Annotated in this window: 11 protein-coding genes; all 11 read left to right on the top strand. The window is 70.8% G+C overall.

The features are described from left to right. Positions 1-123 precede the first annotated feature (123 nt). Positions 124-1,584, top strand: coding sequence for an aldehyde dehydrogenase family protein (locus ACFSKW_RS48925; RefSeq protein WP_379581669.1), 1,461 nt, complete (start codon positions 124-126; stop codon positions 1,582-1,584). Positions 1,585-1,608: 24 nt separating this feature from the next. Next, on the top strand, positions 1,609-2,670 hold the full coding sequence (locus ACFSKW_RS48920; protein ID WP_379581667.1) for a quaternary amine ABC transporter ATP-binding protein: 1,062 nt from the start codon (positions 1,609-1,611) through the stop codon (positions 2,668-2,670). Continuing rightward, a complete protein-coding gene (locus ACFSKW_RS48915) occupies positions 2,667-4,655 on the top strand; it encodes an ABC transporter permease subunit (protein ID WP_379581665.1) in 1,989 nt (662 codons plus the stop codon). Before ACFSKW_RS48920 ends, ACFSKW_RS48915 begins: the two co-directional genes overlap by 4 nt. Before the next feature lie 44 nt (positions 4,656-4,699). Further along, complete coding sequence (locus tag ACFSKW_RS48910) at positions 4,700-5,671, top strand: ABC transporter substrate-binding protein (protein WP_379581663.1); 972 nt, start codon at positions 4,700-4,702, stop codon at positions 5,669-5,671. Between the two features lie 186 nt (positions 5,672-5,857). Next, a complete protein-coding gene (locus ACFSKW_RS48905) occupies positions 5,858-8,266 on the top strand; it encodes a GcvT family protein (RefSeq protein ID WP_379581661.1) in 2,409 nt (802 codons plus the stop codon). 12 nt (positions 8,267-8,278) lie between these two features. Next, complete coding sequence (glyA, locus tag ACFSKW_RS48900; protein ID WP_379581659.1) at positions 8,279-9,535, top strand: serine hydroxymethyltransferase; 1,257 nt, start codon at positions 8,279-8,281, stop codon at positions 9,533-9,535. Further along, complete coding sequence (locus ACFSKW_RS48895) at positions 9,532-10,764, top strand: sarcosine oxidase subunit beta family protein (RefSeq protein WP_379581657.1); 1,233 nt, start codon at positions 9,532-9,534, stop codon at positions 10,762-10,764. Before glyA ends, ACFSKW_RS48895 begins: the two co-directional genes overlap by 4 nt. A gap of 10 nt (positions 10,765-10,774) precedes the next feature. After that, the gene (locus tag ACFSKW_RS48890) at positions 10,775-11,044 is read left to right on the top strand and encodes a sarcosine oxidase subunit delta (protein ID WP_379581655.1); all 270 of its coding nucleotides are present in this window, start codon (positions 10,775-10,777) and stop codon (positions 11,042-11,044) included. Then, a complete protein-coding gene (locus ACFSKW_RS48885; protein WP_379581653.1) occupies positions 11,041-13,914 on the top strand; it encodes a 2Fe-2S iron-sulfur cluster-binding protein in 2,874 nt (957 codons plus the stop codon). The genes ACFSKW_RS48890 and ACFSKW_RS48885 overlap by 4 nt, the downstream gene beginning before the upstream one ends. Continuing rightward, the gene (locus ACFSKW_RS48880) at positions 13,907-14,470 is read left to right on the top strand and encodes a sarcosine oxidase subunit gamma (RefSeq protein WP_379581651.1); all 564 of its coding nucleotides are present in this window, start codon (positions 13,907-13,909) and stop codon (positions 14,468-14,470) included. The genes ACFSKW_RS48885 and ACFSKW_RS48880 overlap by 8 nt, the downstream gene beginning before the upstream one ends. Continuing rightward, positions 14,467-14,539: serine dehydratase beta chain (locus tag ACFSKW_RS48875; protein WP_379581977.1), on the top strand; the 73-nt coding region annotated here is incomplete at its 3' end. The genes ACFSKW_RS48880 and ACFSKW_RS48875, both read left to right, overlap by 4 nt.

The following is a 14,539-nucleotide window of genomic DNA, read 5'->3' as shown; positions in this document are numbered from 1 at the left end:
AATCACAACGTATGGATTCGCCCAGTGATTCCCTCAAAGCCTTGACGAACGGAGGGTAGCGGGTCAATTCTGTTCCTCACTGAGCATTGCCTTGCGCCATACGCAACGATCAGGGGTGTGCCGATGACCGATCTCTATATCGGCGGCACGTGGACCAAGCCGGTCGCCGGCGGGCAGCGGAGTATCCTTTCGCCCGCCGACGGCAGCCTCGTGACCACGGTCGCAGAAGCAACAGCGGCCGACACCGTGGCCGCCATCAGGGCCGCGCGCCATGCCTTCGACAGCGGCCCGTGGCCCTTCACTCCCGCCAGGGAGCGGGGCGCCCTGCTGTCCGCGGTCGCCGACCTCGTGGAGCGCGACCGTGACGCCTTCGCCCGCGCCGAGTCAGGCGACACGGGCAAGCGCCTGGTCGAGAGCGAGTACGACGTCGACGACTCCGTCGCCTGCCTGCGCTACTTCGCCGGCGTGGCCGGCACCGACGCGGGACGGGTCATCGACACCGGCCGCGACGACGCGATCAGCAGGGTCGTCTACGAGCCCGTCGGCGTCTGCGGCCTGATCACGCCGTGGAACTACCCGCTGCTGCAGACCACCTGGAAGGTGGCGCCCGCGCTCGCCGCGGGCAACACCTTCGTGCTGAAGCCGAGCGAGCTCACGCCGAGCACGGCGATCCTGCTCGTCCGGGCGCTGGAGGAGGCGGGCCTGCCCGAGGGTGTGGCCAACCTCGTGCTCGGCGCGGGCCCCGAGGCGGGCGCGCCGCTCGCCGAGCATCCCGACGTCGACCTGGTGTCGTTCACCGGCGGCCTGGCCACCGGGCGGCGGATCATGGCGGCGGCCTCGGCCACGGTCAAGCGCGTCGCGCTCGAACTCGGCGGCAAGAACCCCAACATCGTCTTCGCCGACGCGGACTTCGAGACCGCGGTCGACTTCGCGCTCACCGCCGTGTTCCTGCACTCCGGGCAGGTCTGCTCGGCGGGCGCGCGGCTGCTGGTCGAGGACTCCCTGCACGACGCCTTCGTCGACGAGGTGGTCAGGAGGGCGGAGCGCATCCGCCTCGGCGGCCCCTTCGACGCCGAGGCACAGGCGGGGCCGCTCATCTCCGCGGCCCACCTGGCGAAGGTGGAGGAGTACGTGGCCGCCGGCCTCGCCGAGGGCGCGACACTCCGCTGCGGCGGACGCAGGCTGGACGGCGAGGGCTTCTTCTTCCCGCCCACGGTGCTCGACGACTGCAAGCAGGGCATGCGCGTGGTGCGGGAGGAATCCTTCGGCCCCGTGCTGACCGTCGAGCGCTTCACCACCGAGGAGGAGGCGATCCTCCTCGCCAACGACACCGAGTACGGCCTGGCCGGCGCGGTCTGGACCCAGGACGCCGGCAAGGCGCAACGGGTCGCGGGACGGCTCCGCCACGGCACGGTGTGGATCAACGACTATCACCCCTACGTGCCGCAGGCCGAATGGGGTGGCTTCAAGCAGTCAGGCATCGGCCGCGAACTCGGGCCGACCGGACTCGACGAGTACCGCGAGATCAAGCATGTGTGGCAGAACACCCGCCCGCGCCCCCAGCGGTGGTTCCCAGCGAACTGACGCTCCGACGACCAAGAGGTGGTCATGACCGTGTCGTCACTGACCGAACGTAGTCAGCTCCACACCGAAGCCCCGCCCATCCTCGATGTCAGAGGGCTGTGGAAGGTGTTCGGTCCCAAGGCCGACGGAGTCGTCGGTTCCACGCTCAGCCGCAAGGAACTCAAGGAGCAGACCGGCTGCGTCGCCGCCGTGCGCGACGTCTCCTTCGAGGTGCGGCGGGGCGAGGTGTTCGTCGTCATGGGCCTGTCGGGCTCGGGCAAGTCCACCCTCGTGCGCTGCCTGACCAGGCTCATCGAGCCCACGGCTGGCGAGGTCGTGCTGGACGGCGAGGACATCCGCAAGGCCGACGCTCGCCGGCTGCGCGAGCTGCGCAGGCACCGCATGGCCATGGTCTTCCAGCACTTCGGCCTACTGCCGCACCGGTGCGTCCTGGACAACGTGGCCTTCGGCCTGGAGATCCGCGGCGTGCCCAAGCAGGACCGCTACGCCCGCGCCCGCGAGGTCGTGGGACTGGTCGGCCTCAACGGCTTCGAGAACTCCTACCCCGACCAGCTGTCCGGTGGCATGCAGCAGCGCGTCGGACTGGCCCGCGCGCTGGCCGCCGACCCCGAGGTGCTGCTGTTCGACGAGCCGTTCTCCGCGCTCGACCCGCTGATCAGGCGGGAGATGCAGAACGAGGTCATCCGCCTGCACCACGAGGTCGGCAAGACGATGATCTTCATCACCCACGACCTCAGCGAGGCGCTGAAGCTCGGCGACCGGATCCTCATCATGCGCGACGGCGAGCTCGTCCAGGTCGGCACCCCCGACCAGGTGGTGGGCGCCCCTGCCGACGACTACGTCAGGGACTTCGTCAGCGACGTCCCTCGCTCGCACGTCCTCACGTTGCGCTGGATCATGCGCCAGCCCCTCATGGACGAGTCGCTCGACGGTCCCGTGCTCGGCCCCGACGTCGTCATCCGCGACGCGGTGCACGCCGTGCTCTCGGCCGACCGCCCCGTGCGCGTCGTCGAAGGGGACAACCTGCTCGGGGTGGTCACCAGCGCGGAGATCCTCGAAGTGATCGCGGGAGGGGAGGAGCGGTGACCTCCGTCGCGGTGGTGGCCGCCAGGCTGCCGGCACGCCGATACCTGCTTCTCGCGGTGCTGGCCGTATGGGTGCTGGGCTGGGCGCTGTTCCACGGCCGGGACACGCTCGAGCTCGGCGGCGCCGAGCTGACGCCCCTGCACACCTCGCTCAACGAGGGCATGGACGCCATCGACGACAGCCGCAACAGCAACCCGTTCTTCCTGTACTTCATCAACTACGTCAGACTCTTCCTCGACGAGTCGGTGACGTTCGTCCAGGCGCTCATCAGCCAGCCCTCCTTCGGGCGTCCCCTTCCCGTGCTCGGCTGGCTGGGCGTCGTCGGGCTGGCCACGGCCATCGCCTGGCTGTGGGGCAACGGCAGGGTGGCGCTGCTCACCGCCGCGGGCTTCCTCTCCTTCGGCCTGCTGGGGCTGTGGCAGGAGAGCATGGACACGCTCGCGCTCACGCTGACCGCGGTGGCGCTCTCGCTGGCCGTCGGCATCCCGCTCGGGGTGTGGGCGGGGCTGAGCGACCGGTTCAACCGGGTGGTCACGCCGGTGCTCGACTTCATGCAGACGATGCCGACGTTCGTCTACCTGGCGCCGCTGACGCTCTTCTTCCTCATCGGCCCCGCCAGCGCCACGGTCGCCACGATGATCTACGCGATCCCGCCGGCGATCCGCATCACCTCCCACGGCATCAGGCAGGTCTCGCCCGACACGCTGGAGGCGGGCGCCTCGCTGGGCGCCACGGGCGCGCAGGCGCTCCGCCACGTGCGCCTGCCGATGGCGAAGCAGACGATCATCGTCGGCGTCAACCAGACCATCATGGCGGCGCTGTCCATGGCGACCATCGCGGCCCTCATCGACGCGCCGGGCCTGGGCAAGACGGTGCTGAAGGCGCTGCAGACGCTCGACGTCGGCACCGCGTTCAACGCGGGCCTGGCCATCGTCATCATGGCCGTCGTGCTGGACCGGGTCACCTCGGCGGCCAGCAGGAGGGTGGAGGCGGAGCGGCGCGCCGGCAGGCTGCGCACCCCGGGCCGCCGCAGGCTGGAGCTGGCCGGCACGTTCGGCGTCGTGGCCGTGCTCGGCTACCTGTCCTACACCTACGTCTGGGCCGCGGAGTTCCCCATCCAGGCCGAGTTCGGCTCCTACGTGCGTCAGGCCGCCGACGCGGCCAGCGTGTGGGTGCAGGACAACCTCGCCGTCTACACCGACGCGCTCAAGAACGTGCTCACCAACACGCTGCTCAACCCCTTCGAGGCGCTGCTGACGCAGACGCCGTGGTGGCTCGTGCTGGCCGTCGCGGTCGCCGTCGCGCTGCTGGTGGGCAGCGTGCGCGCGGCGCTCGTGACAGCCGTCGGGCTGGCCGTGCTCGTGCTGCTCGGCCTCTGGCAGGACAGCATGGTGACGCTCGCCTCGACGCTCGTCGCGACGATCCTCGTCATGGTGCTCGGCGTGGTCCTGGGCGTGTGGATGGGCCGCAGCGACAGGGTCGACACGGTGCTCAGGCCCGTGCTCGACGCCGGCCAGACCATGCCCGCCTTCGTCTATCTGGTGCCGATCCTCGGCCTGTTCGGCCCGACGCGGTTCACCGCCATCATCGCGGCCGTCGTCTTCGCCGCGCCCATCGCGATCAAGCTGGTCGCGGAGGGCATCAGAAGAGTCTCGCCCACCACCGTGGAGGCCGCCATCTCGGCCGGCACGGGCACGTGGCAGCTCATCTCCAAGGTCCAGCTCCCGATGGCGCGCAGCGGCGTGACGCTGGCGGCCAGCCAGGGGCTCATCTACGTGCTGTCGATGGTGGTCGTCGGCGGCCTGGTGGGAGCGGGGGCCCTCGGCTACGACGTGGTCGCGGGCTTCTCCCAGCACCAGCTCCGCGGCAAGGGGCTGGCGGCGGGGCTCGCGATCGTCGTGCTCGGCATCGTGCTCGACCGCATCATGCGCGCCGCCACACAGCGGGCCGACATGGCCGCGCACGGCGGTGTCACCCACAAGTAACGGAAAACCGGCTCATGAGAACTCAGGAGGACCAGGTGGCTGTGATGAGGAGTGGAAGGGTCAGGGCGATCGCGCTCGTGACCGGCACCGGTCTCCTGCTCACCGCGTGCGGCGGGGCAAAGGTCGGAGAGACGCAGCAGCCCGCCGCCGGCGGCGAGGGCAAGAGCTGTGGCACGTTCAACCTGGCGGTCAACCCGTGGGTCGGCTACGAGGCCAATGCCGCGGTCATCGCGCACGTGGCGGAGAAGAACCTCGGCTGCAAGGTGGTGAAGAAGGACCTCAAGGAGGAGGTGGCGTGGCAGGGCTTCGCCACCGGCGAGGTCGACGCGATCGTGGAGAACTGGGCCCACGACGACCTGAAGAAGAAGTACATCGAGGACCAGAAGGTCGCCGTGTCCGCGGGGCCGACGGGCAACAAGGGTGTCATCGGCTGGTACGTGGCGCCGTGGATGGCTCAGAAGTATCCCGACATCACCGACTGGAACAACCTCAACAAGTACGCCCCGCTGTTCAAGACCTCAGAGTCGGAGGGCAAGGGACAGCTCCTGGACGGCGACCCCTCGTTCGTCACCAACGACGCGGCCCTGGTGAAGAACCTCAAGCTCGACTACAAGGTCGTCTACGCGGGCAGCGAGACCGCGCTCATCACCGCCTTCCGCCAGTCGGAGAAGCAGCAGAAGCCCATCATCGGCTACTTCTACGAGCCGCAGTGGTTCCTGTCGGAGATCAAGCTGGTCAAGGTCAACCTGCCCCCCTACAAGGAGGGGTGTGACGCGGACGCGGCCAAGGTGGCGTGCGACTATCCGCCGTACGAGCTGGACAAGATCGTGAGCAAGAAGTTCGCCGACTCCGGCAGCCCGGCCTACACGCTGGTCAAGAACTTCACCTGGACGAACGACGACCAGAACCTCGTGGCGAAGTACATCTCCGAGGACAAGATGTCGGCCGAGGACGCGGCCGCCAAGTGGGTGGCCGACAACCCCGACAAGGTCAAGGCCTGGATTCCCCAGAGCTGACGGTCTCACCAGCCCGATCGCCTGACCCCGCGATCGGGCTGGTGTCGTGCGGTCATTGGAACGTTCTAAGTCACCGCAAAGCCGTACGGAATAAGACAGAACACCTATTGACACCCGGAAAGCGGCGAGCGACGCTTGTTGCGGTAAACGCGTTTGGTTGCATATGTCGCAACAACGGAGGTGGGTATGACGGGCCCGAGCGTCGTCATCATCGGGGCGGGCGTGGTCGGCGCGGCCCTCGCCGACGAGTTGTCCGCCCGCGGCTGGACCCAGGTCACCGTGGTCGATCAGGGAGACGTGCCCGCCACCGGCGGCTCCTCCTCCCACGCCCCCGGCCTGGTGTTCCAGACAAACGGGTCGAAGACCATGACCGAAATGGCCCGCTACACGGCCGAGAAGTTCGTCGCCCTCGACAGCTTCCTCCAGGTGGGCGGGCTCGAAGTGGCCACCACCCCCGAACGGCTGGCCGAGCTGCACCGCAGGCACGGCTGGGCGGTCGCGTGGGGGATCGAGGCGCACCTGCTGTCTCCCGAGGAGTGCGTGGCCAAGCACTCGCTCCTCGACCTGTCCAAGGTCCTCGGCGGCCTGTTCCTCCCCGCCGACGGCCTCGCCAAGGCGGTCAAGGCGGTCGACGCCCAGCTCACCAGGGCGCGCGAGCGCGGGGTGCGGGTGCTGCCCAGGCACGAGGTCCTCGACATCACCACCGAGGGCGGCAGGGTCACCTCCGTCGTGACCGACCAGGGCGAGATCCCCGCCGACATCGTGGTCTGCTGCGCCGGCATCTGGGGGCCGAAGGTCGCCCGCATGGTCGGCATGAACCTCCCCCTGACGCCGGTGGCCCACCAGCTCGCGTGGACGGGTCAGGTGCCGGACCTGGCGGGGCAGACCGAGGAGGCCACCAGGCCGATCCTGCGGCACCAGGACGCCGACCTCTACTACCGCGAGCGCTTCGACACGCTGGGCATCGGCTACTACGGCCACCGGCCGATGCCGATCGGCGCCGACGACATCCTGTCGGTCGACGAAGCCGAGGTGATGCCCTCGGTGCTCACCTTCACCCCCGACGACTTCGCCGACGCCTGGTCCGCGACCCAGGACCTGCTGCCCTCCACCCAGTCGGCCAAGGTCGAGGAGGGCATCAACGGACTGTTCTCCTTCACCACCGACCACCTGCCGCTGATGGGCGAGTCGCCGGAGGTCAAGGGCTTCTGGGTGGCCGAGGCCGTCTGGGTCACCCACTCGGCGGGCGTCGGCCTGGCGATGGCCGAGTGGCTGGTCGACGGCCACTGCTCCTCCTTCGACCTGCACGAGTGCGACGTCAACAGGTTCGAGCCGCACCAGCTCGCGCCCGACTACGTGCGGGCCAGGGGCTGCCAGAACTACGTCGAGGTCTACGACATCATCCACCCCCTGCAGCCCATGCAGGAGCCGCGCCCGCTGCGCACCAGCCCCTTCCACCCGCGCCAGCAGGAGCTCGGCGCGGTCTTCCTCGAGGCCTCGGGGTGGGAGCGGCCGCAGTGGTACGGCGGCAACGCCGGACTCCTCAAGGGCAGGGACATCCCCACCCCCGGCGACTGGGCCGCGCAGTACTGGTCCCCGATCGTCGGCGCCGAGGCCCAGGCCACCCGCGAGTCCGTCGCCATGTACGACATGACCGCGCTGAAGCGCCTGGAGGTCAGCGGCCCTGGAGCCGTCCGCTTCCTGCAGTCGCTGACCACGGGAGACATCGACAAGTCGGTCGGCTCGGTGACCTACTGCCTCCTGCTCGACACCGACGGCGGCATCCGCAGCGACGTCACCGTCGCCCGCCTCGGCGCCGAGGAGTTCCAGGTCGGCGCGAACGGCAACCTCGACCTCGACTGGTTCGACCGGCACCGCCCCCGCGACGGCTCCGTGTACGTCCGCGACATCACCGCGGGCACCTGCTGCGTCGGCGTCTGGGGGCCACGGGCCCGCGACCTGGTCCAGCCGCTGACCACCACCGACCTGACGGCACTGCGCTACTTCCGCGGCACCCGCGCCTTCATCGGCAACGTGCCCGTCACGATGCTGCGCCTGTCCTACGTCGGCGAGCTCGGCTGGGAGATCTACACCACCAGCGACATGGGGCTCAAGCTCTGGGACACGCTGTGGGAGGCCGGCCAGGACCACGGCGTCATCGCCGGCGGCAGAGGCGCCTTCACCAGCCTGCGACTGGAGAAGGGGTACCGCTCGTTCGGCACCGACATGACCTACGAGCACGACCCCTACGAGGCGGGCCTCGGCTTCGCCGTGAAGCTGGACAAGGGCGACTTCGTCGGCCGCGAGGCGCTGCTGGCCCGCAAGGAGTCGGTGAAGCGCAGGCTCACCTGCCTGCTCACCGACGAGGTGGTCATGGGCAAGGAGCCGGTCTACGACGGCGAACACGTCGTCGGCTACGTCACCAGCGCCGCCTATGGTTACACGATCGGCAAGGGGATCGCCTACGCGTGGCTGCCTGCCTCGCTGGCGACCCCAGGACAGACGGTGGACATCGGCTACTTCGACCGCAGGGTCGGGGCCGTGGTCGCCGAGGAGCCCCTGTTCGACCCGGCGATGCAGCGCCTGCGCGGTTAGAAAGGACCCCAGATGATCGACACCCCGCTGGACGTGGTGGACCCCGAGGTGCACGCCGCCATCGGCGCCGAGCTCGCGCGTCAGCGCTCGACGCTGGAGATGATCGCCTCGGAGAACTTCGCGCCCGCCGCCGTCATGGCCGCCCAGGGCTCGGTCCTCACCAACAAGTACGCCGAGGGCTACCCGGGCAGGCGCTACTACGGCGGCTGCGAACACGTCGACGTGATCGAGCAGCTCGCCATCGACAGGGTGAAGGCGCTGTTCGGCGCCGAGGCGGCCAACGTGCAGCCGCACTCGGGCGCCCAGGCCAACGCCGCCGTGATGGCCGCCCTGCTCGAACCCGGCGACACCATCCTCGGCCTCGACCTGGCCCACGGCGGTCACCTCACGCACGGCATGCGCATCAACTTCTCGGGACGCCTGTACAAGGTGGCCGCCTACCACGTGCGCGAGAGCGACCACCTGGTGGACATGGAGGAGGTGGAGCGCCTGGCCCGCGAGCACCGGCCCAGGCTCATCATCGCGGGCTGGTCGGCCTACCCCCGTCAGCTGGACTTCGCGGCCTTCCGCCGGATCGCCGACGAGGTGGGCGCCTACCTCATGGTCGACATGGCGCACTTCGCCGGCCTGGTCGCCGCAGGCCTGCACCCCTCTCCCGTGCCGCACGCCCACGTCGTCACCACCACGACGCACAAGACGCTGGGCGGCCCCAGGGGCGGGGTGATCCTGTCCACCGAGGAACACAGCAAGAAGATCAATTCGGCGGTCTTCCCCGGGCAGCAGGGCGGTCCGCTGGAGCACGTCATCGCGGCCAAGGCCGTCGCCTTCAAGATCGCCTCCGAGGAGGCGTTCCGTGACAGGCAGCGGCGCACGCTCGAAGGCTCGCGCATCCTCGCCGAGCGCCTGCTGGCCCCCGACGCCGTCGCGGCCGGCGTGCGGGTGCTGACCGGCGGCACCGACGTCCACCTCGTCCTGGTCGACCTGCGCGACTCGGAGCTGGACGGCAAGCAGGCCGAGGACAGGCTGCACGAGGTCGGCATCACGGTGAACCGCAACGCCGTGCCGTTCGACCCGAGGCCCCCGATGGTCACCTCGGGGCTGCGCATCGGCACCCCCGCCCTCGCGACCCGCGGCTTCGGCGCCGGCGACTTCACCGAGGTGGCCGACATCATCGCCGCCGCGCTGGCGCCGCAGGCGGACCTGTCCTTCCTGCGGGGCAGGGTCGAGGCCCTGGCCGGCAAGCACCCCCTCTACGGAGAGGCCCGATGAGCCCGCGCACGCCAGGCGCCGACCTGCCCGAACACCCCGACCGGCTGTGGAGCGCCGCCGACCCGAAGCCGTCCTACGACGTCGTGATCGTCGGAGGCGGAGGGCACGGCCTGGCCACCGCGTACTACCTGGCCAAGAACCACGGCATCACCAACGTGGCGGTGCTGGAGCGCGGCTGGCTGGCCGGCGGCAACATGGCGCGCAACACCACCATCATCAGGTCCAACTACCTGTGGGACGAGAGCGCGGGGATCTACGAGCACGCGCTCAAACTGTGGGAGGGGCTGGAGGAGGAGCTCGACTACCCGCTGCTGTTCAGCCAGCGCGGCGTCCTCAACCTCGCCCACAGCCTGCAGGACGTCCGCGACAGCGTACGGCGGGTGCACGCCAACAACCTCAACGGCGTCGACGCCGAATGGCTCGACCCCCAGCAGGTGAAGGAGGTCTGCCCGATCGTCAACATCTCGCCCGACGTGCGCTATCCGGTGCTGGGCGCCACCTTCCAGCCCAGGGCGGGCATCGCCAAGCACGACCACGTCGCGTGGGGCCTGGCCAGGGCGGCCTCGGCGCTCGGCGTCGACTTCATCGAGCACTGCGAGGTCACGGGGCTGCAGGTGAGCGGCGGCAGGGTGACCGGCGTGGAGACCACGCGGGGGACGATCGCCGCGGGCAAGGTCGCGCTCTGCGCGGCGGGGCACACCTCGGTCGTGGCCGCCACCGCGGGCATCGACCTGCCGATCCAGAGCCATCCCCTGCAGGCGCTGGTGTCCGAGCTGCTGGAGCCGGTGCACCCGACGGTCGTCATGTCCAACGCCGTGCACGTGTACGTCAGCCAGGCGCACAAGGGCGAGCTGGTCATGGGCGCGGGCATCGACGCGGCCAACTCCTACCGCCAGCGCGGCGCCTTCCACATCATCGAACGGCAGATGGCCGCGGCCCTCGAGCTGTTCCCCGTCTTCGCCAGGGCGCACGTCCTGCGGACCTGGGGAGGGGTGGTCGACGTCTCGCCCGACGCCTCGCCGATCGTCGGGCTGACCCCCGTCGACGGCCTGTACCTCAACTGCGGGTGGGGCACCGGAGGCTTCAAGGCCACTCCCGGCGTGGGCTGGTGCATGGCCCACACGGTGGCCAACGACGAGCCGCACCCGCTCAACGCCCCCTTCTCCCTTGACCGATTCACCACCGGGGCGCTCGTCGACGAGCACGGCGCCGCCGCGGTCGCGCACTGAGGACCACACGATGCTGCTGATCCCATGCCCATGGTGCGGCCCACGCGATGAGGCCGAGTTCCATTACGGCGGGCAGGCGCACGTCGCCTACCCGGACAACCCGTCGGCGCTGTCCGACGAGGAGTGGGCCCGCTACCTGTTCTTCAGGGACAACCCCAAGGGTCGCTTCGCCGAGCGCTGGAGCCACTCGGCGGGCTGCCGCCGCTGGTTCAACGCCGTGCGCGACACCATGACCAACGAGATCCACACCGTCTACCGGGTGGGTGAGGTGGCCTCATGAGGCGCGAGAACGGCGGGCGGATCGACCGCGACACCACGCTGCGTTTCACCTTCGACGGCCGCGAGTACACCGGCCACCCCGGCGACACGCTCGCCTCGGCGCTGCTGGCCAACGGCGTGCGCCAGGTCGCGACGAGCGTCAAGCTCGGCCGCCCGCGCGGCGTCGTCTCCGCGGGCGGCGAGGAGCCGAGCGCGGTCGTGCAGATCGAGGCGCCCTTCCCCGAGCCGATGCTGCCCGCCACCACCGTCGAGCTGTACGAGGGTCTGGTGGCCGCGAGCCTGCCAGGACAGGGCAGGCTCGCCACCGAGCCGGACCCCGCCCGGTACGACGCCGTCCACGCGCACTGCGACGTCCTGGTCGTCGGGGCGGGCCCTGCGGGCCTGGCCGCGGCGCGGGCGGCGTCGAGCACCGGCGCGCGGGTGATCGTCGTCGACGAGCGTCCCGAACCGGGCGGCAGCCTGCTCGGCACCCTCGAATCGGTGACCGAGCCCGAGGCGGACGACGTGCTGGGCTCGCAGGAGGTGCGCCCCGGCGCCGGGTGGGCAGGCGCGACGGCGGACCTGCTCGACGGGCTTCCCGAGGTCAGGGTCCTGCGCAGGACCACCGCGATCGGCTACTACGACGACAACTACGTCGTCGCCGTCGAGCGGCGCACCAACCATCTGGGCGCCTCCGCTCCCGCTGACGTCGCCCGCGAACGCGTCTGGCGGATCCGCGCCAAGCGCGTCGTGCTGGCCACCGGCGCCCACGAGCGGTCCATCGCCTTCGCGGGCAACGACCTGCCGGGCGTGATGCTGGCCGGATCGGCCCGCGCGTACGTGAACAGGTTCGGCGTGCTCCCCGGCCGCCGCGCCGTGGTCTTCACCGCCAACGACGGCGCCTACGCCGCCGCCTTCGACCTGGCGGACGCGGGCGTCGAGATCGCCGCCATCGTCGACGTCAGGCCCTCGCCCGGAGCGGCATGGGCGGCGGGGGCGCGCGAGCGCGGCATCGAGGTGCTGGCCGGCCACGTGGTGACCGCGGCCCAGGGCGACGGCCAGGTCTCCGCCGTGCTGGTCGGACGGCACCGGCCCGAGGCCGACTCCGCGGTGGGAGAACGGGAACTCGCCGCCGACCTGCTGCTCGTGTCCGGCGGCTGGAACCCGGTCGTGCACCTGTTCAGCCAGTCGGGCGGGACGCTCCGCTACGACGACGCGCTCGGCACGATCGTGCCGAGCGAGCCGCGCCAGGCCGTCGAGGCGGCGGGCGCGGCCAAGGGCGTCTTCACGCTGACCGGCTGCCTGGCCGACGGCGCCGCCGCCGGCTACCGCGCGCTGGAGGCGGTGCTCGGCAGGGCGGTGGAGCGGGCGGCCGCGCCGCGGGCCACGGCGGAGACGCCGACGTCCGCGGGGCCGGCGTTCTGGCTGGTGCCGGCCTCCGACTACACCTCCCACTTCGTCGACCTCCAGAGGGACGTGACCGCGGCCGACGTGCTGAGGGCGACGGGGGCGGGACTGCGTTCCGTCGAGCACATCAAGCGCTACACGACAGCGGGCACCGCCCACGACCAGGGCAAGACGTCGGGGCTGCTCACCACGGCGGTCGTGGCCCACGCGCTCGGCGCCTCCGTGGGCGAGCTGGGCAGCACCACCTTCCGCGCGCCGTACGCGCCGGTGAGCTTCGCCGCCCTCGCAGGCAGGGACCGCGGGACTCTGCACGACCCGGTCAGGGTGACCGCGCTGCACGAGTGGCACGTCGCCAACGGCGCGCTGTTCGAGAACGTCGGGCAGTGGAAGCGCCCGTGGTACTACCCCCGCGAGGGCGAGGACCTGGAGGCCGCCGTCCTGCGCGAGTGCGCCGCCGCCCGCGAAGGCGTCGCGGCCATGGACGCCTCGACACTCGGCAAGATCGACGTGATCGGCCCCGACGCGGGCGAGTTCCTCGACCGGCTCTACACCAACCTGATGAGCTCGCTGGCGGTCGGCGCCGTCCGCTACGGCGTTATGTGCAAGCCCGACGGCATGGTCTTCGACGACGGCACCGTCATCAGGCTGGCCGAGGAGCACTTCCTGGTCACCACGACGACCGGCAACGCGGCGGCCGTGCTCGACTGGATGGAGGAGTGGCTGCAGACGGAGTGGCCCTCGCTGCGGGTGCACTTCACCTCGGTCACCGAGCAGTGGGCCACGGTCGCGCTGGTCGGGCCGAGGTCGCGCGAGGTGCTCGCGGGGCTCGCCCCCGAGCTCGCCGTGGGCGTCGAGGACTTCCCCTTCATGACCTGGAGGGAGGCCGAGGTCGCCGGCATCCCCGCGCGGGTGTGCAGGATCAGCTTCTCCGGCGAACTGGCCTACGAGATCAACGTGACCTCGTGGGACGGCCTGCGCCTGTGGACCGCGATCATGGACACCGGGCTCGTCACGCCGTACGGGACCGAGACCATGCACGTGCTGCGCGCCGAGAAGGGCTACCCGATCGTCGGCCAGGACACCGACGGCACGGTCACCCCGCAGGACCTGGGCATGTCGTGGGTGGTGTCCAAGAAGAAGCCCGACTTCGTCGGCAAGCGCTCCTTCGCGCGGGCCGACACCTCGAGAACGGATCGCAAGCAGCTCGTCGGCCTGCTGCCGGACGATCCGGGCTTCCTGCTCCCCGAGGGCGCGCACCTGGTCGCGCAGGCCGAGCTGCCCGCGCCGCCCGTCCCCATGCTCGGTCACGTGACCTCCAGCTACCGCAGCGCCGCCCTCGGCCGCACGTTCGCGCTGGCGCTGGTCCGCGGCGGGCACGGCCGTACCGGCGAGCGTCTCTACGCACCGATCGGCGGGCGGCTCGTGCCCGTCACCGTCACCTCGCACGTCCTGTACGACCCGGAAGGAGCGCGCCGCGATGGCTGAACGCAGGAGTCCCGCTGCCGCCTTCGCCGGCCGGTTCGAGGCCGCCTCGGCGAGCGGGGCGCTCAAGCTGGCGGAGATCCCGTTTCTCGCCCACGTCAACGTGCGCGTCGACCCGGCGAGCCAGGCCGCGGAGGAGGTGGGTGCCGCCCTCGGCGTCCCGCTTCCCACCGAGCCCTGCACCGCCGCGCGCGCCGGTGACCTGACCGTGGCCTGGCTCGGCCCCGACGAGTGGCTGGTGATCGGCTCCGAGGGGTTCAGGTCCGAGCTGCTGCGCAAGGCCGTGGACGGCGGCCAGGGCTCGGTGGTCGACGTGTCGGCCCAGCGCACCACGCTGCTGGTCGCCGGGCCGAAGGCACGCGACCTGCTGTCCCACGGATGCGCGATCGACCTGCACCCGAGCGTCTTCGGCCCGGGCGGCTGCGCGCAGACCACGCTGGCCAGGACGCAGGTCGTGCTGCTCCCGCGGGAGGACGGCTACCTCGTGCTCGTCCGCTCCTCCTTCGCGGCCTACCTGTCCGAATGGCTGCTCGACGCCGCGACGGAGTACCTGCGATGAGCATCGGCGTCTTCGATCTCTTCAAGATCGGTATCGGTCCGTCGAGTTCGCACACCGGTGGGCCGATGG

The sequence above is a fragment of the Nonomuraea mangrovi genome, assembly GCF_042681425.1.
In the GTDB taxonomy this organism is placed as follows: domain Bacteria; phylum Actinomycetota; class Actinomycetes; order Streptosporangiales; family Streptosporangiaceae; genus Nonomuraea; species Nonomuraea mangrovi.
The sequence above is the reverse complement of the archived record's forward strand: the minus strand, read 5'-3'. Positions and strand labels throughout refer to the sequence as shown.